The organism is Streptomyces sp. MUSC 14 (assembly GCF_001866675.1).
Lineage (GTDB): Bacteria > Actinomycetota > Actinomycetes > Streptomycetales > Streptomycetaceae > Streptomyces.
Genome location: NZ_MLYN01000028.1, coordinates 1 through 24,083 on the forward strand (window position 1 = coordinate 1; position 24,083 = coordinate 24,083).

24 protein-coding genes are annotated in these 24,083 nt (G+C 74.1%); 9 read left to right on the forward strand and 15 right to left on the reverse strand.

Features of this window, described 5'->3' with window-relative positions:
- On the reverse strand, positions 1–900 hold a 900-nt coding region (locus BIV25_RS18640; RefSeq protein WP_071373476.1), incomplete at its 3' end, for a DUF4349 domain-containing protein.
- Positions 901–1,092: 192 nt separating this feature from the next.
- Between BIV25_RS18640 and hemG the strand changes: the two genes are divergently transcribed.
- Positions 1,093–2,547, forward strand: coding sequence for a protoporphyrinogen oxidase (gene hemG, locus BIV25_RS18645; protein ID WP_071373477.1), 1,455 nt, complete (start codon positions 1,093–1,095; stop codon positions 2,545–2,547).
- 5 nt (positions 2,548–2,552) lie between these two features.
- On the forward strand, positions 2,553–3,284 hold the full coding sequence (gene hemQ / locus BIV25_RS18650) for a hydrogen peroxide-dependent heme synthase (protein WP_071373478.1): 732 nt from the start codon (positions 2,553–2,555) through the stop codon (positions 3,282–3,284).
- A 12-nt stretch (positions 3,285–3,296) separates the two neighbouring features.
- On the opposite strand, the gene BIV25_RS18655 is transcribed toward hemQ, so the two are convergent.
- From BIV25_RS18655 to BIV25_RS18685, 7 genes are all read right to left on the reverse strand, one after another.
- A complete protein-coding gene (locus tag BIV25_RS18655) occupies positions 3,297–4,931 on the reverse strand; it encodes an alpha/beta hydrolase (RefSeq protein ID WP_071373656.1) in 1,635 nt (544 codons plus the stop codon).
- 331 nt (positions 4,932–5,262) lie between these two features.
- Complete coding sequence (locus BIV25_RS18660) at positions 5,263–6,039, reverse strand: TIGR04222 domain-containing membrane protein (protein WP_071373479.1); 777 nt, start codon at positions 6,037–6,039, stop codon at positions 5,263–5,265.
- Positions 6,040–6,142: 103 nt separating this feature from the next.
- Entirely contained in the window at positions 6,143–6,901 is a 759-nt protein-coding gene (locus BIV25_RS18665; RefSeq protein WP_071373480.1) for a DUF4142 domain-containing protein, read from the reverse strand.
- A 223-nt stretch (positions 6,902–7,124) separates the two neighbouring features.
- On the reverse strand, positions 7,125–8,510 hold the full coding sequence (locus tag BIV25_RS18670) for a DUF692 domain-containing protein (RefSeq protein WP_256255913.1): 1,386 nt from the start codon (positions 8,508–8,510) through the stop codon (positions 7,125–7,127).
- A gap of 90 nt (positions 8,511–8,600) precedes the next feature.
- Positions 8,601–9,206, reverse strand: coding sequence for a TIGR03086 family metal-binding protein (locus BIV25_RS18675; protein ID WP_071373481.1), 606 nt, complete (start codon positions 9,204–9,206; stop codon positions 8,601–8,603).
- A 76-nt stretch (positions 9,207–9,282) separates the two neighbouring features.
- Positions 9,283–9,921 (reverse strand): TetR/AcrR family transcriptional regulator, encoded by a 639-nt coding sequence (locus BIV25_RS18680; RefSeq protein WP_071373482.1) that lies wholly within the window; start codon positions 9,919–9,921, stop codon positions 9,283–9,285.
- Positions 9,922–9,933: 12 nt separating this feature from the next.
- The gene (locus BIV25_RS18685; protein ID WP_071373483.1) at positions 9,934–10,641 is read right to left on the reverse strand and encodes a peptidyl-tRNA hydrolase; all 708 of its coding nucleotides are present in this window, start codon (positions 10,639–10,641) and stop codon (positions 9,934–9,936) included.
- A gap of 95 nt (positions 10,642–10,736) precedes the next feature.
- Here BIV25_RS18685 and BIV25_RS49295 point away from each other — a divergent pair, with 95 nt between their 5' ends.
- Both BIV25_RS49295 and BIV25_RS49300 read left to right on the forward strand, forming a co-directional pair.
- Positions 10,737–11,639 (forward strand): ATP-binding cassette domain-containing protein, encoded by a 903-nt coding sequence (locus BIV25_RS49295; RefSeq protein WP_071373484.1) that lies wholly within the window; start codon positions 10,737–10,739, stop codon positions 11,637–11,639.
- Complete coding sequence (locus tag BIV25_RS49300; protein WP_071373485.1) at positions 11,636–12,307, forward strand: ABC transporter; 672 nt, start codon at positions 11,636–11,638, stop codon at positions 12,305–12,307. The genes BIV25_RS49295 and BIV25_RS49300 overlap by 4 nt, the downstream gene beginning before the upstream one ends.
- Here BIV25_RS49300 and BIV25_RS18700 read toward each other — a convergent pair.
- From BIV25_RS18700 to zapE, 7 genes are all read right to left on the reverse strand, one after another.
- Positions 12,299–13,156, reverse strand: coding sequence for a polysaccharide deacetylase family protein (locus tag BIV25_RS18700; RefSeq protein ID WP_071373486.1), 858 nt, complete (start codon positions 13,154–13,156; stop codon positions 12,299–12,301). The two genes, BIV25_RS49300 and BIV25_RS18700, sit on opposite strands and share 9 nt — an antisense overlap.
- 79 nt (positions 13,157–13,235) lie before the next feature.
- Positions 13,236–13,778: a YbhB/YbcL family Raf kinase inhibitor-like protein gene (locus BIV25_RS18705; RefSeq protein ID WP_256255914.1), complete on the reverse strand. Its 543-nt coding sequence runs from the start codon at positions 13,776–13,778 to the stop codon at positions 13,236–13,238.
- 156 nt (positions 13,779–13,934) lie between these two features.
- Positions 13,935–14,927 (reverse strand): slipin family protein, encoded by a 993-nt coding sequence (locus BIV25_RS18710; protein ID WP_079176716.1) that lies wholly within the window; start codon positions 14,925–14,927, stop codon positions 13,935–13,937.
- A gap of 179 nt (positions 14,928–15,106) precedes the next feature.
- Positions 15,107–16,654, reverse strand: coding sequence for a SulP family inorganic anion transporter (locus tag BIV25_RS18715; protein WP_079176717.1), 1,548 nt, complete (start codon positions 16,652–16,654; stop codon positions 15,107–15,109).
- A gap of 8 nt (positions 16,655–16,662) precedes the next feature.
- A complete protein-coding gene (locus tag BIV25_RS18720; RefSeq protein WP_071373487.1) occupies positions 16,663–17,244 on the reverse strand; it encodes a carbonic anhydrase in 582 nt (193 codons plus the stop codon).
- Positions 17,245–17,349: 105 nt separating this feature from the next.
- Positions 17,350–17,673: a hypothetical protein gene (locus BIV25_RS18725; protein ID WP_071373488.1), complete on the reverse strand. Its 324-nt coding sequence runs from the start codon at positions 17,671–17,673 to the stop codon at positions 17,350–17,352.
- A gap of 165 nt (positions 17,674–17,838) precedes the next feature.
- A complete protein-coding gene (zapE, locus tag BIV25_RS18730) occupies positions 17,839–18,942 on the reverse strand; it encodes a cell division protein ZapE (protein ID WP_071373489.1) in 1,104 nt (367 codons plus the stop codon).
- A 37-nt stretch (positions 18,943–18,979) separates the two neighbouring features.
- On the opposite strand from zapE, the gene BIV25_RS18735 reads away from it, so the two are divergent.
- The 5 genes from BIV25_RS18735 (at position 18,980) to BIV25_RS18755 (ending at position 24,069) form a co-directional block, all read left to right on the forward strand.
- The gene (locus BIV25_RS18735) at positions 18,980–19,810 is read left to right on the forward strand and encodes a pyrimidine reductase family protein (RefSeq protein WP_071373490.1); all 831 of its coding nucleotides are present in this window, start codon (positions 18,980–18,982) and stop codon (positions 19,808–19,810) included.
- Positions 19,811–19,939: 129 nt separating this feature from the next.
- Positions 19,940–20,413 (forward strand): indole-3-glycerol phosphate synthase, encoded by a 474-nt coding sequence (locus BIV25_RS18740; RefSeq protein ID WP_107486180.1) that lies wholly within the window; start codon positions 19,940–19,942, stop codon positions 20,411–20,413.
- 97 nt (positions 20,414–20,510) lie between these two features.
- Positions 20,511–21,902 carry a UDP-N-acetylmuramate--L-alanine ligase gene (gene murC, locus BIV25_RS18745; RefSeq protein WP_071373492.1) on the forward strand — a complete coding sequence of 464 codons (1,392 nt, stop codon included), beginning with the start codon at positions 20,511–20,513 and terminating at the stop codon, positions 21,900–21,902.
- A gap of 14 nt (positions 21,903–21,916) precedes the next feature.
- The gene (gene msrB / locus BIV25_RS18750) at positions 21,917–22,324 is read left to right on the forward strand and encodes a peptide-methionine (R)-S-oxide reductase MsrB (protein WP_071373493.1); all 408 of its coding nucleotides are present in this window, start codon (positions 21,917–21,919) and stop codon (positions 22,322–22,324) included.
- Positions 22,325–22,395: 71 nt separating this feature from the next.
- On the forward strand, positions 22,396–24,069 hold the full coding sequence (locus BIV25_RS18755; RefSeq protein ID WP_071373494.1) for an SWIM zinc finger domain-containing protein: 1,674 nt from the start codon (positions 22,396–22,398) through the stop codon (positions 24,067–24,069).
- Positions 24,070–24,083 lie beyond the last annotated feature (14 nt).

Genomic DNA, 24,083 nt, shown 5'->3' on the forward strand with positions numbered 1-24,083 from the left:
GGGTTTCGCGTGGTGCGGCAGTCGGGGGCGTATGATCCGCAGCCACATCAGCGTCAGCAGGGCCGCGCAGGCCGCGAACGGCAGGGCGGCGCCGAGCGCGAGGGCGATCCAGCGCAGCATCGTGACGAGCACGTGCCAGCCGCCCGACAGGGCGTCCACGACGCCCGGAGAGTGGTCCGTGGCGGCCCTGCGCGCGGGCTTCTCGGACAGCGACAGGGTGATGGTCGCAAGGCTCGTGCGGTCCTTCAGGGACGCCTGCTGCGCCAGCAGGGCCTCCAGGTCGGCCTCGCGGCTGCTCAACTCGCCCTCCAGGGACACGACATCGCTCAGCCGGTCCGCCCGGCCCATCAGCGCGCGGATCCGGTCCACGCTGGCCCGCTGCGAGCTCACCCGGCTGTCCACGTCCACGACCTGGTCGGTGACGTCGACCGCCTTCGCGGTGCGCTCGACGAGCCGGCCGGTGCCCTGGAGAGCGGCGAGGACGTCGTCGTAGCGCGCGCTCGGCACGCGCAGCACGACCCGGCTCCGCTCGTGGCCGTCGGCGTCCCGGTCGGTGTTCTCCTCGCCGACGTAGCCGCCCGCGTCCTCGGCGGCCGACCGGGCCGTGGCCAGGGCCTTGGCGGCGTCCTTGACCTCGACGGTCAGGGAGGCGGTGCGGACGACGGCGTCGGCGGCGGGGCCCGGCGTCCGGCGAGCGGACCCCGTGGCGCCCGAAGTGGCCTGGCCGGACGCGCCGTTGACGCCCGTGACCGGCCGCCGGGCCGTGTTGCCCGCGGCGGACTTCGCCGAGGCGCCGTCCTGGTCGGCGGCGGCGCCGCAGCCCGCGAGGGCGAGGCAGGCGGCGAGCAGCAGCCCGGCGAGCGGCCGGACGGGGCGGCGTGGGGAACGCGGTGTGCGCATGGGTGGTACCCCCCGGGGGACGGTGATCTGCGATTGCTGTGACGGCCCTACGACGGCCGGGCGGGCGGGGACGTTTGACGGCGCGGGTTCCGATGCGGTCACGGTCCGGACGCGCCGCGGTCACCGGGGTGCGGTGGAGGGGACCTTCGGGCCCTGGCGGGAGTGTCGGAGGGGTCTGAGAGAGTGGAGGGCATGAGCGCAACGGGTACGCGTACGGGGCATGTCGTCGTCATCGGAGCCGGGATCGCCGGGCTGGCCGCCGCCCACCGGCTGCTGGGGCGCGGCGCGCGCGTGACCGTGCTGGAGGCCGCGGACCGGGTCGGCGGCAAGCTGCTGCCCGGCGAGATCGCGGGCGTGCGGGTCGACCTGGGCGCCGAGTCGATGCTCGCCCGCCGCCCCGAGGCGGTGGCCCTCGCGCGTGAGGTCGGGCTCGACGAGCGCCTTCAGCCGCCCGCCACCGCGACCGCCTCGCTCTGGACCCGGGGCGCCCTGCGCCCCATGCCCAAGGGCCACGTGATGGGTGTGCCCGGCACCGCCGCCGCGCTCACCGGCGTCCTGTCCGACGGGGGCCTCGCCCGCATCGAGCGCGACGCCGACCTGCCGCGCACCGAGGTCGGCGACGACGTGGCCGTGGGCGAGTACGTGGCCGCCCGGCTCGGCCGCGAGGTCGTCGACCGCCTCGTCGAGCCCCTGCTCGGCGGGGTCTACGCGGGCGACGCGTACCGCATCTCGATGCGCTCGGCCGTGCCCCAGCTCTTCCAGGCGGCCCGCACCCACACCTCCCTCACCGAGGGAGTCCGCGAGATCCAGGCCAGGGCGGCGGCGAACCAGCAGACCGGGCCGGTCTTCATGGGCATCGAGGGCGGCGTGGGCACGCTGCCGCTCGCGGTCGCCGACGCCGTCCGCGCGCGGGGCGGCGAGATCCGCACCGGGACGCCCGTGCACGAGCTGCGCCGGGAGGCCGACGGCGGCTGGCGGGTGGTCGCCGGGGAGCGGGTGCTGCGCGCCGACGCGGTCGTCCTCGCCGTCCCGGCCCCGGCGGCCGCCCACCTGCTGGGCGCCGAGTCCCCGTCGGCCGCCGCCGAACTGCGCGCGATCGAGTACGCGTCGATGGCCCTGGTCACCCTCGCCTACCGGCGCGCCGGACTGCGGCTCCCCGAGGGCAGCGGCTTCCTGGTCCCGCCGGTCGACGGCCGCACCATCAAGGCGTCCACGTTCGCCTCCCACAAGTGGGGCTGGATCGCGCAGCAGGACCCGGACGTGGTCGTGCTGCGCACGTCCGTGGGCCGGCACGGCGAGACGGAGATCCTCCAGCGCGACGACGCCGCCCTGGTCGAGGTCTCCCGGCACGACCTGCGCGCGGCCACCGGTCTGGACGCCGAGCCCCTGCGGACCCGGGTCACCCGCTGGACCGACGGCCTGCCGCAGTACCCGGTCGGGCACCACGCGCGCGTGGCCCGCATCCGCGAGCACGTCGCGAAGCTGCCGGGCCTCGCGGTGTGCGGTGCGCAGTACGACGGCGTCGGCATCCCGGCCTGCATCGCGAGTGCCCACGCGGCCGTCGACCAGCTCGGCGGCGATCCGGCCGGAATCCGGGAGCTGACGGCCAACCCGGTGCAAAGCCTCCACGGCGGAGCGGGAGAATAGGAACCATGAGCGACGACGCCCCCACCACCGAGCCCGGCAGGATCCCCAACAAGGGCAAGCTGGCCAAGGACCTCAACGAGGTCATCCGTTACACCCTGTGGTCGGTCTTCAAGCTGAAGGACGTGCTGCCCGAGGACCGCGCGGGTTACGCCGACGAGGTCCAGGAGCTGTTCGACCAGCTCGCCGCCAAGGACGTCACGGTCCGCGGCACCTACGACGTCTCCGGTCTGCGCGCCGACGCCGACCTCATGATCTGGTGGCACGCCGAGACCAGCGACCAGCTCCAGGAGGCGTACAACCTCTTCCGGCGCACGAAGCTCGGCCGCGCGCTGGAGCCCGTGTGGTCCAACATGGCGCTGCACCGCCCGGCCGAGTTCAACCGCTCGCACATCCCGGCGTTCCTCGCCGACGAGACGCCGCGCAACTACGTGAGCGTCTACCCCTTCGTGCGCTCCTACGACTGGTACCTGCTGCCCGACGAGGACCGTCGCCGCATGCTCGCCGACCACGGCAAGATGGCCCGCGGCTATCCCGACGTGCGCGCCAACACGGTCGCCTCGTTCTCCCTCGGCGACTACGAGTGGGTCCTGGCCTTCGAGGCCGACGAGCTGTACCGCATCGTCGACCTCATGCGCCACCTGCGTGGCTCCGAGGCCCGCCGGCACGTCCGCGAGGAGATCCCGTTCTACACGGGCCGCCGCAAGGACGTCGCGGACCTGGTGGCGGGCCTGGCCTGACCTCGCCGGGACCTACTTGGTGGCCTTGCCGGCCGGAGCGGCCGGCCGGGGCTCCTGGTGCGGTGCGCATGACGCGTGCCGCCCGGGAACCCGGCCGTCCAGCAGGTACGCCCAGAAGCGGTCGTTGACGCACGCGTTGGCGCCGCCCGCGATGCCGTGCGTGCCCGCGTCCCGCTCGGTCACCAGGACCGAGCCGGCCAGCCGCCGGTTCATCTCCAGCGCCCCCGGGTACGGCGCCGCCGCGTCCCGCTCGGCCGCCAGGATCAGCACCGGCGGCAGCTCACCGGGTCCGGTCCGCACGTCCAGCGGCTTCTGCCGCGGCGCCGGCCAGTAGGCGCACGGCAGGTTCAGCCACGCGTTGTCCCAGGTCTCGAACGGTGCCACGCGGGCGAGCCGGGTGTTGTCCCGGTCCCATGTCCTCCAATCGGTGGGCCAGGGGGCGTCGTTGCACTCCACCGCCGTGTACACCGCGTCGGAGTTCTCCGCCGCCGCCCGCGCGGCCGGGTCCTCCGCCCCCGCCGTGGCCAGCCGGACCAGCGGCTTCGGGTCGCCCTTCAGATAGGCCGAGAGCGCGGCCGCCCGGCTCGGCCAGTCGTCGTCGTAGTACCCGGCGCTCAGGAACGTGGCCTGGAGCTGACCGGGGCCGACCTTCCCGTCCGCCGCCTTGCGGGCCAGGCGCTCGCGCGCGGTGTCGTAGCCGTGCTGCACCTTCCCGGCCGTGTTCCCGAGCCCGTAGGCGCCGTCGTGGCGGGCGACCCAGTCCTTGAAGTCCGTCCAGCGCTCCTCGAACGCGGCCGACTGGTCCAGGTTGGAGCGGTACCAGATGTTCTGCGGATCCGGGTTCACCGGCGCGTCCAGCACCATGCGCCGTACGTGCGAGGGGAACATCGTGGCGTACAGCGCCCCGAAGTACGTGCCGTACGACGCCCCCACGAACGTCAGCCGGTCCTCGCCCAGCGCCGCCCGCAGGACATCCAGGTCACGGGCGTTGTTCAGCGAGGTGTAGTGGCGCAGCCCGCTCCCGGAGCGCCGGGCGCAGCCGCGCGCGTACGCCTTCGCCCGGGCGATCCGCTGCTGCTTGTACGCCTCCGACGGGTGCACCGGCGCCGCGCTGGGCGCCGCGGTCAGGCGCCGGGGGTCCTCGCAGGACAGCGGTGCCGAGCGGCCCACGCCGCGCGGGGAGTAGCCGACGAGGTCGTACGCGGCCGCGGCCTGCTTCCACTGCGGGACGGCGCCGATCAGCGGGAAGATCATGCTGGAGGCGCCCGGGCCGCCCGGGTTGTAGACGAGGGCGCCCTGCCGGGGCACCCGCCGCTTGCTGTCGCGAGGGTCCTTCCGGGTCGCCTCGGCGCGGCTGACGGTCAGTTTGATCTGCGCCCCGTCGGGATGGGCGTAGTCCAGCGGGACGCTCACCGTGCCGCACCGCACGGTGCGCGCCGTCGCGGGGATGTCCGCGCGCGAGCACGCGCCGAAGTCGATGCCCCGCGCGCGGGCGCGGGCCACGGCCACGGCGGTGCCGCGCGCCTCGGCCGTGCCGGGCACACCGGGCACCGCGCGCCCCGCGTCGAGAGTGTGTCCCGCCGGGGCGGCGGCCAGGGTGGTCAGGAGCAAGGACCCGGCGGCCGAGTACAGGGCGGCAGCTCTCATCGCGTATCCCTTCGGTGCGGCGACGGCGATGGCACGGCTGCCACGCCCCGGCGACATCACAAGGGATGTTTCGTTCGGCCGTGGGGGAAGGCAAGCACCACCCGGCCGGTGTCGGCCCCAATGCCCCCGATGCGCCCCCTGCGGCCGCCCTCACTCCCGCCAGGTCCTGTCGTCACATTCCCGTCGTCGCCCGAAGGGCGGCCTCGCGGCGTCTGGTGCGTGCTCGGGGTGCCGGGCGGAAGTCCTCGTACGGACGTACTTGGGCTTTCGCCCGGTGCGGCGAGAGGGCGTGCCAGGCGTCGCGAGGCAGACGGGAATGTGACGACAGGGCCTAGGGCTGGTCGCGATGGGTGAAGGCCGCGCGCAGCTCGGGCTCGCCGATCGCCCGGATCCCGCGCACGGCGACGGAGGTGAGGAACGACCGCTCGTCCCCGGCCGGCCTGCGAGGCAGCGCGCCCAGCAGCCGCAGCCCGGCCGGCGAGGCCCAGCGGGAGTACGGCTGCACCTCGAACCGGGCGATGACGAGGCAGCTCAGCGAGAGTACGAGCGGCAGGGCGAACCACAGGCCGACCAGCAGCCGCGGGGTGCCGGTGGGCAGGGGCAGCAGCAGTGCGCTCGCGCCGAGCACCGCCACGGCCAGCGCGCCCGCCCGCACCTGGCGCACGGCCGCCGCGACGGTCGTGGCGGCACCGTCGGGGACGGCGAGCCCGGCGCGCTCCAGCCGGACGGCGAGCCGTCGTACGGCCTCGGCACCGGCCGCGCGGGCCCGTACGGGCTGGATCCGGGACTGGCCCTCCGGCCCGATGGCCCCGATGACGGACTGTTCGATCTCGTCGTGCCCCCGCGGGTCCACCACCGTGGCCCAGCCGGTGTGCGCGAGCAGCAGACGCCGCTGCCGGGCCATCGAGACCATCGTCACATCGGCGACCCGGGCCGGACCGCCGGAGAGGAAGGCCGCCTCGTACAGCGTCAACGCGTGCGCACGCTCCTGGTCCACCGCGGCGGCGGCCGCGTCCCGGGCCGCCGCGCGTACGGCCGCCAGACACAGCCGGGTGCACGCCGTACCGGCGAAAGCCCAGGCCAGGAGCAGGAGAAGAAACCAGAACATGACAAGTTTCTATGCCGACGGCCCGGGTGAACGCCATGCCCTTTTCACATTCCGGACGGAGTGTGGCCGGTATGTGACGTTCCGTCTCGTGCGGTCGGCGCCGTCAGGGGCTGCTCGGCTCCGCGGTGGCGGGCGGCAGGGAGTACGACGGGCCCGGTGACGGCGTCAGCGGGACGGCCGCGCTCGGGGCGACCGCCGGCGGGTTCGGCACCGGGGTGGGAGAGGCCGCGAGCTCCTGGGCGAGCGTGGCGAAGTCGACGTACCCCGTCGCCTCCAGGACCTTGATGTGGTCGAGGACGGTCGCGTTGGCGTCGTCGGCGAGATCGCGGACCAGGGAGTTCTGGGTGTCGGCCCGGACCTGGGCGGCCAGCGCGTACACCCGGCCGTGCGCGAGCCGCAGAAGGGCGGCGAACTCGCGGTCGAAGTCCTCGCCCTGCGCGCCGTTCAGGGTGGCGAGCCACTGCTTCTGCTGGCTGTTCGCCTCGTTCGGCAGGGGGATGCCGAGCTGGGTGGCGACCGTGCGCACGTGCGCGTCCAGCGAGGTGTGCCCGTCGACCAGGTGCTGGCCCGCGGTGCGGACGGCCGTCGTGGTGCCCTTCTGCTCCGCCAGCTCGCCGGCCGGCAGCTCCCAGAGCCCCGCGAGCCGGACCTTGGTGATGAAGTCCTTGTCCTGGGCCGACAGCGGGCCGTAGGGGGTGGTGACGGTCTGCGTGCTCAGCGTGCTCGCGTCGGCCGTGTCCTGCCGGTCGGCGTAGGACCAGATCGGGTAGAGCAGTGCCGCGGCGGTCGCCGCGAGTGCCGCGATGACCAGTCCGGTGCCGCTGAATATGCCTCGGCCCTTGATCGGGGGTCGGGGTCGCATGGCGCCTCCTGTAGCGCACCGCACGCGTGTGCAGGGGTGTGGTACGGCTTGGCATATTACTGCCGTCGGTTCCCTGCGGGGCTTGGGCGGGGTACGCGCATGATCACCGTCTCCGTGCGGCGCGTCGGCGACCGCCCGTGCGTCGTGGCTGGTCGCGCCGTTCCCCGCGCCCCTTCGGCGCGCTTGCGCCGGGGCGGTGCCGGTGAGCGAGGCCACTTCCTGCTCAGCCCCGCTGTCGCCGCAGTACCCTGCGCGCCGTACGGGCCACCCGCCCGCCGGACCGCCTCGGTGCCGGTCCCGACCGGTCCAGCCACCACTCCCGCAGCTCCTCGCGTGCGCCCGCCTCCCGCGGGCGGCCGGAGTGCAGCAGACGGCCGGCGAAGGTGAGGGCGTCGCGGCGGTACCCCCCGCTCATCGGATGCTCGCGCGCGTACTCCAGGAACAGCTGCCGGTACCCCGCGCCGAGGATCACCGGCAGCTCCGGAGCCACCTTCGCCACCACGTCGGCCCGCTTCGCCGCGAGCGCCCGGGCCTGGACCCGCATCCGGGCGCGGTCGAACCCCTCCGGCACCGGCGTCCCGGCCACCAGCGAGGACAGCACGGCGGCCTGGGCGACGCCGACCCGCTCGCGCGCCGCCACCACGGGCCGCGCGAGCACGGCGACACCGCCGCCGTCACCCGCGCCCGAGGGAAGGGCACCGGCGGCGGCCCCCGTGCCGCCACCGGTGCCGGCCTGTTCCCGTCCGGCCGTCACCGCATCGCGGATCAGGGTCAACTCCCTTTCCAGTTCGGCCGGTTCGGGGAAGTTCTCGTCGCGCTCCAGCAGCACGCCGGGCGGCTGGGTCCGGGCGGCGAGGTCGGTCAGGATGTCCAGGACCGGGCGCGGTACGGGGTGGGCGTGGCTGTCGTGCCAGACCCCGTCGCGCTCGAAGCCGCCCGCGACATGGACGTAGGCGAGCGCCTCCAGCGGCAGCCCGGCCAGCGCCCGGGCCGGGTCCTCGCCCCGGTTGACGTGGTTGGTGTGCAGGTTGGCCACGTCGATCAGCAGCCGTACGCCGGTGCGCTCGACCAGCTCGGACAGGAACTGCACCTCGGTCAGCTCCTCGCCCGGCCAGGAGAACAGCGCGGCGATGTTCTCCAGCGCCAGCGGCACCGGCAGGGCGTCCTGTGCGATACGGACGTTCTCGCACAGCACGTCCAGGGCGTCCCGGGTGCGCGGCACCGGCAGCAGGTGCCCGGCCTCCAGCAGGGGGGACGCGGTGAGCGGCCCGCCCGCGCGCACGAACGCGATGTGCTCGGTGACCAGCGGGGCGCCGAGGGCCTCCGCCCGCTCCGCCAGTGCCGTCAGCCGCCCCTCGTCGGGTCGGCCGGCGTCGCCGAGCCCCAGGGAGACCCCGTGCGGGATCACGGTCACGCCGCGCTCGCGCAGCCGCAGCAGCGACTCCGGGAGATGCCCCGGGCAGACGTTCTCCGCGACGACCTCCACCCAGTCGATCCCCGGCATCCGCTCCACGGCGTCCGCGATCTCCGGCCGCCAGCCGATCCCCGCGCCCAGCCGCCCCGTGGTCTCCGGCTGCACGGCCCCGCCCCGCATGATCCCTGCCCGCATGACCCCTCCCCTCGTGCGAATGACGGAGGTATCGCCCCGGCGGGCGGTACCGAATCCCGTTCCCGTCGCGTTCAGAGCAAGATTTGAGGTTCAGCCCCGCACGGGCCACCGCTCGGGGCTGCGGCCCAGCAGCCGCAGCGCCTCCTCCAGCGGGCCGGATCCCGCGGGCACCTCCAGGGCGGGGCCGAAGGAGGAGCCGGGGCCGCGCCGGGCAGGATCGGCCGGCACCGCACGGGCCACGGCGAGCGCGGCGACGAGGACGTGCTCGGGCAGGTCCACCGTGGTGCCGAGGGCGGCGGCGACGTCCCAGGCGTGCACCACGTAGTCGACGAAGTGGAAGCCCATCGCCCGCCCGCCGGGGAAGTCGCCCAGGTTCGGCAGCGTGAACTCCCGCTCCGTGGCGCCCGGTTCGGCGAACGCCGCGAGCACCGCGGCGGCGGCCGAGCGGTGGGTCCGGGCGGGCTCGCTCAGCTCCTCGGGCTCCCGCCAGTGCTCCGGCTGCCGTCCCGCGCCGCGCGCCGCGGCGGCGAACCCGACGTGCTGTGCGGTCATGTGGGCCACGAGCCGGCGCAGGTTCCAGCCGGTGCAGGGGGTGTCGCGCGTCCAGTCCTCGGGCGTGGCCAGGTCCACCACGCGCACGGCCTCCTGGACGGCGATCCGGTCGAGTTCCACGACGTTCGTTCCGGTCACAGTCATGGCCCGAGCATAAAACAAAGCGAACGATCGTGCTCTTTTTTGGGAAACCCGGTCCCGATGCCAACCGGGTTCCGGGTCAGGGGACTTGAGGGACCGGGGTGCCGTCCACGGCCGCGCCCCGCAGCCGCGCCGCGATGGCCACCCGCGCCCTGCGGTACGCGCTCTCCTCGTCGTGCAGCACCGACAGGGCGTTCGCCGTCTCCAGCAGCGCCACCACCTCGAAGGCGAGTTGCGGGACGTCCGTGTCCGCGCGCAGCTCACCCGCCGCACGGGCCTCGTCGATCGTCCGCTCCACGTACCCCGACCAGTCGCGCTGGGAATGGACCGCGGCGTCGTGCAGCGGCCCGGTCCGGGCGTCGTACTCGGCCATGACGCCGTAGAAGAAGCAGCCGCCGGGGAACACCCGGCCGCGTGAGTACTCCAGCCACAGCTCGCACAGCCGCCACACCCGCCCGACCCCGGCCGGGGTCTGCGCCGCGGGCCGGAGCACCCGCTCGGTGAAGATCCGCGCGGCCTCCCGCACCGTGGCCAGCTGAAGCTCCTGCTTGGAGCCGAACAGCGCGAACACCCCGCTCTTGCTCAGCTCCAGCTCGGTGGCGAGCCGTCCGACGGTGAGCGCCTCCAGGCCCTCCACCGAGGCGATCTCCACCGTGCGGCGCAGCACCAACTGCCGGGTGCGGTTGCCCCGTTCGACCCGGCCGTCGACCCGCGTCATCGCGCCGGCCCCCTAGCGCAGTGCAGGGTGATCGGCGACGACCGTGCACGAGCCCGGCGCGATCTCGGTGAAGCCGGCGTCCCGCACCACCGGCAGCCCGCTGCCGGTCAGCCGCCCCCAGTCGGCGGGGTCGGCGGTGCGCACGGCGAGCGCGAAGCCCGCGTCCCGCCAGGCCGCGCGCTCCGCCTCCGGCAGCGCCCACCAGGCCAGCTGCGCGCCGTGCCCCGCCTGGGCCATGGCCTTGCCGGCCGACATCTCCAGCTCCGGGTTCAGCCACAGCACGGGCCGGGCCGCCTCGGGCGCGACGGGCGGCTCCGGGTCGTCCAGCTCGGTGCCGGACACCTGGAGCCTGGCCAGGTCCTTGGGCCAGCCGTCGAGCGGGATCGGCGGGAACACCCGCAGCTCGGCCGACTTGCCGGTCACCGTGATCCCGGGCAGCGCCTCGGCCCGCCGCCACTCGGACCCACGGGCGCGCCGGACCACCTTCCGGATCCGCGCGTCCTCCCAGGCGCGTACCGCCCCGGCCCACGCGCCGTCCCCGTGCGCCCGCTCGTCCCCGAGCAGCACGAGCACGGCCCGGGCCGCCGTCTCCAGCGCGTCGGTACGGGCGGGCGGCGCGGCGCGCTCCAGCCGTACGACGAGCGGGAGCACGAACTGGGGTGCTTCGTCACGCGTGTCAGCCGGGGGCGTGGGAGTCGGGGGCGTGGATGCAGGGCTCACAACAGGCCACCTTAAAGGGCGTGCGGCACGGCGCGACCGGCCCACGGACCGGACGGGGCAGCGGTCCCCGCGGCGCGACCGACCACAATGACCGTATGCAATGTGCCTTACGACTGTCCGCCGTAGGCCGCCGCTACGGCATCCGCGGCCCCTGGGTGCTACGAGGCGTCGACCTCACCATCGCGCCCGGCACCCTCACCCGCATAGAAGGAGCGAACGGCACCGGAAAGTCCACCCTCCTGCGTCTCCTCGCCCGCCTGGACGCGCCGACCGAGGGCCGCGTCACCGGCCGCCCGCGCACGGCCTACGTCCCGGAGCGCTTCCCCTCGGCGCTCCCGTTCACCCCGCTCGGCTATCTCACCCACCTCGGCACGGTGCACGGCCTGAGCCGCGCGACGGCACGGCGCACCGCGGGCACCTGGCTGGAGCGGTTCGGCGCCGGCGGCCACGCCGACACCCCGATGGCCCGGCTGTCCAAGGGCAGCAGCCAGAAGGTCGCCGTCGCCCAGTCCCTGCTCGGCGAGCCGGAGCTGCTGGTGCTGGACGAGGCCTGGACCGGCCTGGACGCGGCGGCGCGGGCCGAGCTGGAGCGGGCGGTGGCCGAGCGGACCGCCGCCGGCGGCGCCGTGGTGTTCGTCGACCACGACCCGGCCCGGCTCGCCGGAACGCCGGACGCGACGTACACCGTGCTCGACGGCGGGCTCAAGCCCCGTACGGGCGGCGGGAGTTCACCGGCCGGGCCGCTCGCCCTGATCGTCGCGCAGGGACCGGCCGGCGGGGCGTTGCCGCCCGACGCGGCGCGGACCGGCGCCACCGCGCTGGAGACCGCGCCCGGCGGCTACCGCCTCACCGTCCCCGCCTCCCACTCGGACATCCTGCTGCGCGCCCTGCTCACGGCCCGCCCGCCCTGGCACGTCGTGCGCGTCACCCCGCCCCCGGAGCACACACCGGTCCCCGACGACCTCGCGCCGCCCCCCGATCCAGGAAGCCGCCCATGACCGCACTCCTGCGCTACCAGCTGGACCTGCTGGTGCGCTCCCAGCGCTGGCTGCCGCCGGTGCTCCTCTACGCCGCGTACCTCGTGATCGGCGTACAGAGCGGCCAGCCCGTCCTCGACTCGCTCGGCTTCACGGCCGGCGGTCTGCTGCCGGTGGCGGCCTGGCTGGTGCGGATCTGCGTCACCGGCGAACCGGACGCGGCCCGCTCCTGTGCCGCCGCAGCGCGCGGCCCCGCCCGCGCCCACCTCGCCGCCCTGCTGACCGCGCTGCTCGCGGCGGCGGTGCTCGGGGTGGTGGCGACCTCGGTGGTGACGCTGATCAGCGCCCCGGCGGACAACGGCCACCAGATCCACGTACCCCTGCTGCAGGCGGGCGCGGCCGGACTGCCGGCCACGCTCGCCTGCGCCCTGATCGGCGCGGCCGTCGGCGCGCTCACCAACCGGCCGGTGCTGCGGTCCACCGGCCGCGCGGTGCCCTCCATGCTGCTGGGCGTGCTGCTGTCCGTGGTGCTCACCGGCTCCCCGGCGCAGGCCGCGGTGAGCGGTCTGGTCACCGGCTCGCAGACCGGCCGGATCACGGTGCCGCTGCTGCCGCTGGCCGCGGCGCTCGTGCTCGCTGCCGCCGCCTTCGCCGCGGCGGCCCGGCTCAGCTCCCGCCGCTCACCCTGACCGGTGCCCGTCGGTCTGCCCGATCAGCTCGGAGACCTTCACGAACCGGTAGCCGCGCCTGCGCAGTTCGGGTACGACCGTGCGGACGGCCCGCTCGGTGACCGGGGCGGCGCTGCGGGTGCAGTGCAGGACGACCACCGAGCCGGGCCGCACGCCGTCCAGCACCTGCCGGGCGACGGCTCCGGCGTCCGTGGCGAACGCGTCGCCGCTCACCACGTCCCACTGCACCGCCGTCACCCCGAGCCCGCCCAGCGCCCGCAGCGAGCGCTCGTCGTGACAGCCGCCGGGGAAGCGGAAGTACGGCATCGGGTGCGGCACGCCCGCGTTCTTCAGGGCGGCGTCCGCGCGCCGCACGTCCGCGCGCATCCTGTCGGCCGGCAGAGCCGGCAGGCCGTGGCAGCCGGCGGTGAACGCGTGGTGGCTGTAGGAGTGGTTGGCGACCTCGAAGCGCGGGTCGCGGCCGAGATCGCGGGCCTGTGCCGGGTACTCATCGGCCCACCGGCCGGTCATGAAGACGGTGGCCGGCACCTTCAACGCGCGCAGGGCGCCGATGAGTCCGGGGTTGTCGAAGTGCTCGCCGGCCGCCGCGCGGGGCCCGTCGTCGGCGGTCATGTCGGCGTCGAAGGTCAGCGCGACCGCCCTGCCGCGGGTGCGCGGGCCGTGCTCGAAGACCGGGGCCAGCCCGCCGGGCCCCGGCGCGAGCACGGGCGGCCGTACGACGGGAGGGATGATGGAGACGGGTACGGCGGACCTGCCCGGCCCCGGACGGCCTCCGCCCGCGCCGCCACAGGCGGCGAGCGCCGCGCCCAGGACACAGACGGCGCCGATACGGCCTGCTCGTGCGATCATCACGCGAACGTACGGCGGGATGGTCGCTCGTATACCGATCTGCGAACGGCGCGGCGCCCCGGTCACCCGGCCGGCGGGCTCAGCGGCCGTAGCGGCCCGTGAGAGTTCCCTCGGCGAGCGTGTGGCCGGTCAGGGCCTTGTGGAGGTCGGCCGGGGTGGCGTCCGGGGAGAGCGCCGGGCGGCGGTCGGTGGCGTAGACCGTGAGGACGTAGCGGTGCGGGCGGTCGCCGCGGGGCGGACACGGGCCGCCGTAGCCGGTCCTCCCGAAGCCGTTGCGGCCCTCCGTCGCGCCCGGCGGGCGCTCTCCCGCGGCGAGACGCGCGGTGCCCCGCCCGATGTCCCACGCCAGCCAGTGCGTGAACGTGCCGTGCGGGGCGTCCAGGTCCTGGAGGAGCAGCGCCAGGGACGCCGTGCGGGCGGGTACGCCGGTGACGGCGAGCGGCGGTGAGACATCCGCTCCGTCGCAGGTGAAGCGGCGCGGGATCGTGCCGCCCCCGGCGTACGCGGTGCTCGTGACCGTGATGCGGGCGGCGGCTGTCGCGGGCCCCCGGTCGCCCGTGCGGCCCGCGCCCCCGCACCCGGCGACGCAGCCCAGCACGGCCGCCAGGACCGCCGGGGCCACCACACTCCTCCGCATTCCCCGCACGCCGGGGGGTGTCGTTCGGATCATGCCTGCGTCGCGGGCTCTGGCACGCGCTCCCTCCAGAGGGGGCACCCCCAGCCGCGTTGTCGTCACTCGCCGACTCCCGTCGACTCACGCCTGCGCATGCCCGGCACGCTAGCCGGACCGCGTCCCTCCGTCACCGTCCGCCGCGCGGGGCCCCTCGTCGCCGTCGAGGGACCGCTGCGTGCCGCCGCCGTCCGGCACGTGCTGCGTACTCCCGCCGTCCAGGGCGCGCTGTGCGCCGGCACCGTCCGGTGCCCGCGGCGCCCGGTCGCCGTCGGGTCCCCCCACTGCTCTGTCGCCTTCCCGCGTCTGCGGGGCGGTCTCACCGTTCGGTGTCTGCTGCGGGTTGTTGCCCCGCTCCAGGAAGTGCAGCAGCTCCACCGGGATGGGCAGCACCAGAGTGGAGTTCTTCTCGGCCGACACCGCCATCACCGTCTGGAGCAGCCGCAGTTGGAGCGCGGCCGGTGTGTCGGCCATCTGCTGGGCGGCCTCGGCGAGCTTCTTGGAGGCCTGGAGTTCGGCGTCGGCGTTGATGATCCGGGCCCGGCGCTCCCGGTCCGCCTCGGCCTGGCGGGCCATGGACCGCTTCATCGTGTCGGGCAGGGAGACGTCCTTGATCTCGACCCGGTCGACCTGGATGCCCCAGCCGACGGCGGGGCTGTCGATCATCAGCTCCAGCCCCTGGTTGAGCTTCTCGCGGTTGGACAGCAGATCGTCCAGGTCGCTCTTGCCGATGATCGACCTGAGGGACGTCTGGGCCATCTGCGACACCGCGAACTTGTAGTCCTCGACCTTCACCAGGGCGCTCTCCGGGTCGACCACCCTGAAGTAGACGACCGCGTCCACCCGGACGGTGACGTTGTCGCGGGTGATGCCCTCCTGGGCCGGGATCGGCATCGTCACGATCTGCATGTTGACCTTCTGCAGCCGGTCCACGAAGGGGATGACCAGCGTGAAGCCCGGATCCCGTGCGGCACCGCTGACGCGGCCGAGCCGGAACAGCACACCGCGTTCGTACTGCTTGACCACCCGGGCCGCCATCGCCAGGTAGATCACTCCGGCGGAACCCGCCGCCGCGATGGCGCCCAGCAGCTCCTGGAGCATGGTGACCTCCTCACGGAGAGGTCTGCTTTTGTCCGCTGCTGTCACCATAAGCCGGTTGGGCCGCTCCGCAAGGGGTCCCGGCGAACCGGTGTACCCCCAGGGACCGGGCCGGGATGCCGAGGGGCGTCGGCATCCCGGCCCGGGGTCAGGAGCCGCCGGGCGGACCGGGCGGTGACCGGTCAGACGGCCTGTGCCGCCGTGACCCTCACCGGTTCCGTCCCGGCCGCGCTGTGGCGTTCGGCCCAGTTCTCCAGGGCCGTACGACAGGCGTGGTCGAGGTGGTGCAGGCCGGTCAGGTCCAGGCGGACGGGGCGGTCCCGGGGGAGGGACTCCAGGCTGTCGAGGATCTTCGGCAGCCGCAGGAACGTCGCGTTGCCCGAGAGCTGGGCGTCGACCGGGCCCGCGCCCTTGTCGACCACCTCCAGCCCGACGTGCGAGGCCTCCCAGGCCGTCTTGACCACCGCGAGCGCCAGGCCGATCAGCACGCCCTCGAACATGCTGACCGCCACGATCGAGACCGCCGTCACGGCCAGCACCAGGGCCTCGCCCCGGTGCTCGCGCCACAGCCCCGCGAGGGCCCGGACCGGCACCAGCTTGGCACCCGAGTGGATCAGGATGCCGGCGAGCGCCGGGATCGGGAGGTACGCCAGCACCCCGGGCAGCAGGGCGGCGAACAGCAGCAGCCACACGCCGTGCAGCACCCGGGAGGCCTTGGTGCGGCCGCCCGCCTGCACGTTGGCCGCGCTGCGCACGATCACCGCGGTCATCGGCAGCGCGCCGAGCAGCCCGCAGACCGCGTTGCCGGTGCCCTGGGCGACCAGCTCCTTGTCGTACGCGGTGCGCGGCCCGGAGTGCAGCCGGTCCACGGCCGCCGCGCTGAACAGTGACTCGGCGGAGGCGATCAGTGTGAAGGCGACGACCGTGCCGAGCACCCCGACGGCCGCCAGCTCGCCGAAGGCGCTCAGCGGCGGCGGCCGGACGGCGCCCAGCAGCCCCCGCACCTCGACGGTGGCCACCGGCAGGTCCAGCGCGAACGCGGCCAGCATGGCGAGGCCGACCGCGGCCAGCGGCGCGGGAACCGTACGCACCTTCGCCGGGGCGTGCTTCCACAGCAGCAGGACCACGACCGTGCCCGCCGCGACGGCGAGCGAGGCCAGGGCCGTGCCGTCGCCGAAGGCCGCCCACAACGCCCCGGGCAGCCCGGCGATCTTGCCCGGACCGGAGTCCGGGGCCTTGGCCGCCAGCGCCGGGTACAGCTGCCCGGCGACCAGGACCAGCCCGATTCCGGCCAGCATGCCCTCGACGACCGAGACCGAGATGGCGCGGAAGTAACGGCCCAGCCGCAGCAGGCCCATGGCGATCTGGATCGCTCCGGCGGCGAGCACGATCACGCCGAGCACCGGCAGGCCGTACTCCTTGACCGCCTCGAAGACGAGCACGGTCAGACCGGCGGCCGGCCCCGACACCTGCAGACTGCTGCCGCGCATCAGTCCGGTGACGAGGCCGCCCACGATGCCGGTGACCAGGCCGAGTTCGGCCGGGACACCGGAGGCGACGGCCACGCCGACGCACAGCGGCAGCGCGACCAGGAAGACGACGAGGGACGCGGCGAAGTCCTGCCGCGCGTGGGGGAAACGGGATATTCGGAGTTTCCGGTATTGCAGGGTTTTCCGGGGTGTCTCGGGTATGAGGGGGTTCTTGCCGGTCGCCGGCCTGTCGTCGGTCATCGGTGCGCTCACAGGGACTCGAAGGTGTCGGTCTGCGGGTGGTGCGCCCGTACGGAGCCCGTGTGCACCTCGTAGTACCAGGCGTGCAGCCCGAGTTGCCCCTGTGCGAGCTTCCGCGCGACGCAGGGGTACGAGCGCAGCCGCAGCAGCTGGGTCAGGGCGTGGGCCTGCACCCCTACGGCGACCTCCGGGTCCTCGGCCTGGCCGGCCGGACGCGGGGTGGCGGCGTGCGCCAGCCAGTCGCGTACGGCCGGTACGGCGGTGAGGTCGTCGCCGCGCACCAGCGCGCCGACGGCCCCGCAGTGCGAGTGGCCGCAGACGACGATGTCGCGGACGCCGAGCACCTCCACCGCGTACTCGATGGTGGCGGCCTCGCTGGTCGGGTGCTGCGAGGTGTGGGGCGGGACGATGTTGCCCGCGGTGCGCAGCTCGAAGAGCTGGCCGGGGCGGGCGCCCGTGATCAGGGCCGGGACGACCCGGGAGTCGGAGCAGGTGATGAAGAGCACCTGCGGGGACTGGCCTTCGCCGAGTCTGGCGAACTCCTCAGGGCGCTGTCCGAAGCTACGGGCGTTGTCGATGAGGGGCTGCATGTGTGTGGTTCCTCCTGGCGCGCCTGCACGGACGCGTCGGTGTTGAACGGTTCTGGTGGGGGGAGTGGAAGAGCCCGGTGGGGCCGGGCCGGCGCCGACCGGCCGTCAGCTGGGGAAGACCTGAAGTGCCGCCGGGGTATGGGGTCTTGAGGCCTTCGGGGCGCGCGGCCCGACGGCTCCGGGGATGCCCGGGGCGTCGGCGCCGGCGGCCCGGCCGGTTATGAGCGGGTGCTCCTGCGCGCACGCGGCGGAGCCCGCACCCTCGTGTGCCGCCGTGGCGGGGGAGGTGATTCCGGGCTCGGCGTTGGCCTGCGCCTGACTGAGCGTGTGCGCGGGTGCGAAGGATCCCGCGAGAGCGAAGAGCTGGAACGCGAGCAGTGCGGCGGCGAGGAGAGCGAACCGGGTCCGGGCTGTCGTACCTCGGAACATGCGCCCCCCTTCCGTGACATCACGCGTCTCGTGCGAACCAAGCGTTAGTCAATGCTTGGTCAAGAAACACGTTAACCCTGCAAAGTCCTTTGCAGGGTTAACAGCGCGTTACGGGCATGAGAGAGCGTGAAAAGTGCCGGTCGGGTGGCTGGATCTGGCTCTTGACTACGAGGCGACGAGCCCCTTGGCATCCCGGGCCAGTGCGGTGAGCCGGGATATCGCGCGGAAGTACTTCTTGCGGTAGCCGCCGTTCAGCATCTCCTCGCTGAACAGCCGGTCGAAGGGCAGCCCCGAGGCCAGCACCGGGACCTCGCGGTCGTAGAGCCGGTCCGCGAGCACCACGAGCCGCAGCGCCGTCGACTGGTCCGGCACCGGCTGCACACCGGTCAGGCACACGGCCGTGACCCCGTCGGTCAGCGCGCCGTACCGGCTCGGGTGGACCTTCGCCAGGTGCTCCAGCAGATGCGGGAAGTCGTCCAGCGAGGCGCCCTCGGTGGCGTACGCCGCCTTCGTCACCTCTTCGTCGGAGAACGGCCGGGGGGCCTCGGGCAGACCGCGGTGCCGGTAGTCCTCGCCGTCGATGCGCAGGGCGCGGAAGTGGGCCGACAGCCCCTGTATCTCGCGCAGGAAGTCGGCCGCGGCGAACCGGCCCTCGCCCAGCTTGCCGGGCAGCGTGTTGGAGGTGGCGGCGAGCGCGACGCCCGCGTCGACCAGCTTGCCGAGCAGGGTCGACACCAGGACCGTGTCGCCCGGGTCGTCCAGCTCGAACTCGTCGATGCACAGCAGGCTGTGCCCGGACAGCGTCTGCACCGTCTGCTGGAAGCCGAGGGCGCCGACCAGGTTCGTCAGCTCCACGAAGGTGCCGAACGCCTTGCGGGCGGGCTCGGCGGGGGTGGCGTGCCAGAGGGAGGCGAGCAGGTGGGTCTTGCCGACGCCATAGCCGCCGTCCAGGTAGACCCCGCGCGGGCCGGCCGGGGTCTTGGGCGCCCTGGCCCGGCCGAAGCCGAGGAAGCCGCGCCTGCCGGCGCCGGAGGCGTGCGCCCCGCCCAGTCCGGCCGCGAAGCCCTCCAGGACCGACACGGCCTCGGTCTGGCTGGGCTGGTTCGGGTCCGGGATGTACGTCGAGAAGCGGACCGAGTCGAAGCGGGGCGGCGGCACCATCTCGGCGACGAGCCGGTCCGCGGGGACGTGCGGCTCGCGGGCGCACAGGGAGAAGGGGCCCGCTTCGATCACGGGGCTGGAACCGGGGGCGGCGGTGGAGGACGACACGGTTACCCATGCTAAGCGCCGTGTCACACTGCACGACATGCGACGCCTGTTCCCTGTGACCGACGAAACAGCAGCCCAGGACCGTACGGCGGCGCTCGCCGACCGTGAGTGGAGCCTCGCCGAGCTGGCCGCCGCCTACGCCTACCCGGAGCCCGGGTCGGAGCCGGCGTCGGGGTCGGAGCCGGTGTCGGTGTCGGGGGAGCCGCGGCCGTGGCTGCGGGCCAACATGGTCTCCACCCTGGACGGTGCGGCCCAGCACGACGGGCGCTCGCAGCCCATCTCATGCGCCGCCGACATGCGGATCTTCGGCACCCTGCGGGCGCTCGCGGACGTCGTGGTCGTGGGCGCGGAAACGGTACGTCAGGAGCAGTACCGCCCGGCACGCGCGCGTACCGAGTTCGCCGCGGCCCGCGCGGCCGCCGGACAGGGCCCGGCGGCGGCGATCGCGGTCGTCACCGCGAGCCTGGACCTGGACCTCTCGCTTCCGCTGTTCACCTCGTCCCTCGTGCCCACGCTGGTCCTGACCGGCGCCGCTGCCGCCCCGGACCGGGTCGCCGCCGCCGAGAAGGCGGGTGCGCGGGTGGTGGTCGCGGGCGACGGCGCGGGCGTCGACCCGGCCCGCGCGGTACGCGCCCTCGCCGGGCTCGGCCACACCCGGCTGCTCACCGAGGGCGGGCCCCGGCTGCTCGGCCAGTTCATCGCCGCGGGGGTGCTGGACGAGATGTGCCTGACCCTCTCGCCCATGCTCACCGCGGGGGAGGCGCAGCGCATCGCCGGGGGCCCGCCGGTCGCCGTGCCGCGCCGCTTCACCCTCGTCTCCCTTCTTGAGGAGGCCGGATTCCTGTTCGGTCGCTACCGTCGGTCCTGAAATCAGCGGAATCTGTCGTTCCGTTTAGCTTCCGGAGGGCAGACTTAGACCGGCAGGACCCGTGGGAGCACGGGGCAGGATGGTTTCCGCAGCGGCCCTGCCGGGGCCACGGACGAGAAGAGGCGTTCGGTGTTCACAAGCGTTCTGATGATCGAGAAGGCCTTGACGTCCGCCGACGTGGAGTTCGTCACCACCCTGCACGGGGACGAGCCGGTCGCCTTCCACGTACTCCTCCAGCCGCGCGGCGACCAGGCGGACCGCCTGCTGCGGGCCATCGACGACATCGCGCTCGGTGAACTCGACGAGGCGGTGCGGGAGCGGGACACGCCGGAGGGGGCGGCGGCGCAGGGGGTCGGACAGCAGGCCCTCGACGTCTCGGTGCAGGCACTGCGTGCGGCGGGGAGCACGGCGGAGGGACGGTTGGTCGAGGACCATCCGCTGGAGGCGCTGAAGGCTCTCGTGGCGGAGGCGTCGGCGGACGAGGTGATCGTGCTGACCGATCCGCACTATGTGGAGGAGTTCTTCCACCGGGACTGGGCGTCGCGGGCGCGGCACAAGGTGGGGGTGCCGGTGCTGAAGTTGTTCTCGCACAGCAAGGCGTGAGCCGGGCCGGCTGCCCCGCGCCCCTTGCGAGGCGGGCCGTGCGCGAGCGCATAGGCTAGGCCCGCTCTAGTACGTACCGTCCTCTGGGGAGAACCACATGGCACCCGGCCTTCCTGCCGCCATGGACCGACCGCACTTCATCGGCATCGGCGGCGCCGGGATGTCGGGTATCGCGAAGATCCTCGCCCAGCGCGGGGCCGCCGTGGCCGGCAGTGACGCCAAGGAGTCGGCGACCGTCGAGGCGCTGCGGGCGGCCGGCGCCACCGTGCACATCGGGCACGCGGCCGCACACCTCGCCGACGACGCGAGCTGTGTCGTCGTGTCCTCGGCGATCCGGCAGGACAACCCCGAGCTGGCCCGTGCCGCCGAGCTGGGCATCCCGGTGGTGCACCGCTCCGACGCGCTCGCCGCGCTGATGCAGGGGCTGCGCCCGATCGCCGTGGCGGGGACGCACGGCAAGACCACGACGACCTCGATGCTGGCCGTCTCGCTCACCGAGCTGGGTCTGAAGCCGTCGTACGCCATCGGCGGCGACCTGGACGCGCCCGGCTCCAACGCGCTGCACGGCACGGGCGACATCTTCGTCGCCGAGGCCGACGAGTCGGACCGCAGCTTCCACACGTACGCCCCCGAGGTCGCCATCGTCCTCAACGTCGAGCTGGACCACCACGCCAACTACGCCTCGATCGACGAGATCCACGAGTCCTTCGAGACCTTCGCCGGGAAGATCGTGCCCGGCGGCACGCTGGTGATCTCCGCCGACCACGCGGGGGCGCGCGAGCTGACCCGGCGGCTGGCCGGCTCGGTGCGGACCGTGACGTACGGCGAGGCCGAGGACGCCGACGTACGCGTGCTGTCGATCGTCCCGCAGGGGCTGAAGAGCCGGGTCACCGCGGTGCTCGACGGCCAGGAGCTGACCTTCGCCGTCTCCGTGCCCGGCCGGCACTACGCCCTCAACGCCGTCGCCGCGCTCGCCGCCGGTGCCGCCCTCGGCATCCCCGCCGCGGAGCTGGCGCCCGCGCTCGCCGCCTACACCGGGGTCAAGCGGCGCCTCCAGCTCAAGGGCGAGGCGGCCGGCGTCCAGGTGATCGACTCCTACGCCCACCACCCGACCGAGATGACCGCCGATCTGGAGGCCATGCGCGCCGCCGCCGGCGACTCCCGGATCCTCGTCGTCTTCCAGCCGCACCTGTTCTCCCGCACCCAGGAGCTGGGCAAGGAGATGGGCGACGCCCTGGCCCTCGCGGACGCGTCGGTCGTCCTCGACATCTACCCGGCCCGCGAGGACCCGATCCCGGGCGTGACCAGCGAGCTGATCATCGACGCCGCGCGTGCCGCCGGCGCCGACGTCACCACCGTGCACGACAAGGCGGAGAGCCCCGCCGTGATCGCGGGAATGGCGAAGCCCGGTGATCTCGTTCTCACCATGGGCGCGGGCGACGTGACCGACCTGGGCCCGCTGATCCTGGACCGCCTGTCGCAGCAGTGAAGGGGCTGAGGCTCATGTCGTACGACGTCGAGAAGCCGGACGAGCAGTGGAAGGCGGAGCTGACTCCGGCCGAGTACGCCGTGCTGCGCCAGGCCGCCACCGAGCCGGCGTTCACCGGTGAGTACACGGACACCAAGACCCGGGGCGTCTACTCCTGCCGGGCCTGCGGTGCCGAACTGTTCACCTCGGACACGAAGTTCGAGTCGCACTGCGGTTGGCCGAGCTTCTACGACGCACGCGACTCGGACGCGGTGGAGCTGGTGTCCGATCGTTCCCACGGGATGGTGCGGACCGAGGTGCGGTGCGCGCGGTGCGGATCGCATCTGGGGCACGTCTTCGAGGGCGAGGGGTATCCCACGCCGACGGACCAGCGGTACTGCATCAACTCGATCTCGATGCGGCTGATCCCTGACGAGGGCTGACCACGGGGAGCGGGACGGAGTTGCGTCCCGCCCGGCGTCAACCGCACTACCGCAGGCGGGCGGGGAGAACCATGCGAGGTCTGACCGAGGCGAACCTCAAGAAGCTGGCCGGTGCCCGTTCCTTCGAACGCGGCCTCGGGTACCTCGACGCGGTGTCCGGGGTCGAGGTCGGTGACGGCTGGGTCACCGCGACGGTGCACGGTACCGAGCGGTACGAGGTGGAGCTGACCCTGGACGGGCCGGGCGGGCCGGTCGGCGCGTGCGACTGTCCGTTCGGCCTGGAGGGCAACTTCTGCAAGCACCTCGTCGCCCTCGGTCTGCGGATGCTCGCTCAGCGGGAGAGCCTGCCGCGGCAGCGGAAGGCGGCCCGGGAGCGCGCGCAGGACCTCGACGGATGGCTGTCCGCCCTGACCAAGGACGAGTTGCTCGCCGTGCTGCGGGAACAGATCGAGGAGGACCGGCAGTTGCGGCGGCGCCTGGAACTGCGGGCGGCGGGCGCGCGCGGGGACCTCGCCGCGGTCCGGACCCGTATCCGCGATCTGCTCGACGTCACCCCCTTCGCGCAGTACGAGTACGTCGAGTACGCCGATGCCCGCGCCTACGCCGACCAGGCGGGGCAGGTGGTCTCCGCGATCCGCGCGCTGACCGGCTCCGGCCGGGCCGCCGACGCGATCACTCTGGCACGGGAGGCGATGCGGCTGCTGGCCGAGGCGGTGGAGAGCGTCGACGACGCGGACGGACGGCTCGGGCAGGTCGGTGCGGACCTCGCCGACGCCCACCTCGAAGCGTGCCGTGCGGCACGCCCCGACCCCGAGGAGCTCGCGCGCTGGCTGGCCGGCCATGCGCTCGGCGACCTGGACGACGGCCTGAGCGACATCGATCCGCTCGATTACGAGGATGTCCTCGGCGAAGCGGGAATGGCCGTCCTGCGCACGACGGCCGTCGAGGCGTGGCGGGACAACCGGCGGGGCTGGGCGGAGAGATGCCTGATGGAGCGTCTGGCCAGGGCCGGAGGCGACGTCGACACGGTGATCGCCGTACACGCGGCCGACCTCGCGCCGAACGGCCACACGCACCTGGTCGTCGCCCGCGAGCTGGACACCGCCCAGCGCTGCGACGAGGCCCTGCGCTGGGCGGAACGCGGCATCCGGGAAGCCCGGGACCTTGCCGCCGTCGACACCGCCCTCGTCGACTACCTCTGCGACCGCTACACCCGGGCGGACCGCCTGCCGGATGCCGTCACCCTGCGCCGCGACCACTTCGGCGCCCGCCGCTCCCTGCTCGCGTACCAGCAGCTGAGGGCCGCCGCGCGGGCCGCCGGCCGCTGGCCGGCGGAGCGCGACGGGGCGCTGGACCTGCTGCGCGCCGACGCGGGGCGGCACGAGAGCCGGTACGGCGGCCCGGTGCTGATCGACGCCCTGCTCGACGACAAGGACGCCGACGCCGCCTGGCAGGCCGCCACCCGGACCGGCGCCCACGACCGGCAGTGGGGCACCCTTGCCGACCAGGCACGCGCCGGCCGTCCGGCCGACGCGCTCGGGGTCTACCTGCGCCTGGCCGAGCCACTGACCAAGCAGACCGGCAACGCGGTCTACGCGCAACTCGTCGCCCTGCTGCTGAACATCCGCGACTGTCACCACCGCCTGGGCACGGACGAGGAGTTCGCCGTGTACGTCGCGGCCCTGCGCACCGCCCAGAGACGCAAGCGGAACCTGATGCGCCTGATGGACGAACACGGTCTGTGAGCCGGTACGGCGGC

Excerpts from the sequence above, each read along its gene's own strand:
- BIV25_RS18735 (WP_071373490.1), top strand. The coding sequence starts at position 18,980 with ATGCGACGCCTGTTCCCTGTGACCGACGAAACAGCAGCCCAGGACCGT.
- BIV25_RS18655 (WP_071373656.1), bottom strand. The coding sequence starts at position 4,931 with ATGAGAGCTGCCGCCCTGTACTCGGCCGCCGGGTCCTTGCTCCTGACC.
- BIV25_RS18660 (WP_071373479.1), bottom strand. The coding sequence starts at position 6,039 with ATGTTCTGGTTTCTTCTCCTGCTCCTGGCCTGGGCTTTCGCCGGTACG.
- BIV25_RS49295 (WP_071373484.1), top strand. The coding sequence starts at position 10,737 with ATGCAATGTGCCTTACGACTGTCCGCCGTAGGCCGCCGCTACGGCATC.
- BIV25_RS18680 (WP_071373482.1), bottom strand. The coding sequence starts at position 9,921 with ATGACGCGGGTCGACGGCCGGGTCGAACGGGGCAACCGCACCCGGCAG.
- murC (WP_071373492.1), top strand. The coding sequence starts at position 20,511 with ATGGCACCCGGCCTTCCTGCCGCCATGGACCGACCGCACTTCATCGGC.
- BIV25_RS18665 (WP_071373480.1), bottom strand. The coding sequence starts at position 6,901 with ATGCGACCCCGACCCCCGATCAAGGGCCGAGGCATATTCAGCGGCACC.
- BIV25_RS18715 (WP_079176717.1), bottom strand. The coding sequence starts at position 16,654 with ATGACCGACGACAGGCCGGCGACCGGCAAGAACCCCCTCATACCCGAG.
- BIV25_RS18675 (WP_071373481.1), bottom strand. The coding sequence starts at position 9,206 with ATGACTGTGACCGGAACGAACGTCGTGGAACTCGACCGGATCGCCGTC.
- BIV25_RS18670 (WP_256255913.1), bottom strand. The coding sequence starts at position 8,510 with ATGCGGGCAGGGATCATGCGGGGCGGGGCCGTGCAGCCGGAGACCACG.
- BIV25_RS49300 (WP_071373485.1), top strand. The coding sequence starts at position 11,636 with ATGACCGCACTCCTGCGCTACCAGCTGGACCTGCTGGTGCGCTCCCAG.
- hemQ (WP_071373478.1), top strand. The coding sequence starts at position 2,553 with ATGAGCGACGACGCCCCCACCACCGAGCCCGGCAGGATCCCCAACAAG.
- BIV25_RS18710 (WP_079176716.1), bottom strand. The coding sequence starts at position 14,927 with ATGCTCCAGGAGCTGCTGGGCGCCATCGCGGCGGCGGGTTCCGCCGGA.
- BIV25_RS18725 (WP_071373488.1), bottom strand. The coding sequence starts at position 17,673 with ATGTTCCGAGGTACGACAGCCCGGACCCGGTTCGCTCTCCTCGCCGCC.
- BIV25_RS18700 (WP_071373486.1), bottom strand. The coding sequence starts at position 13,156 with ATGATCGCACGAGCAGGCCGTATCGGCGCCGTCTGTGTCCTGGGCGCG.
- BIV25_RS18755 (WP_071373494.1), top strand. The coding sequence starts at position 22,396 with ATGCGAGGTCTGACCGAGGCGAACCTCAAGAAGCTGGCCGGTGCCCGT.
- hemG (WP_071373477.1), top strand. The coding sequence starts at position 1,093 with ATGAGCGCAACGGGTACGCGTACGGGGCATGTCGTCGTCATCGGAGCC.
- msrB (WP_071373493.1), top strand. The coding sequence starts at position 21,917 with ATGTCGTACGACGTCGAGAAGCCGGACGAGCAGTGGAAGGCGGAGCTG.
- BIV25_RS18720 (WP_071373487.1), bottom strand. The coding sequence starts at position 17,244 with ATGCAGCCCCTCATCGACAACGCCCGTAGCTTCGGACAGCGCCCTGAG.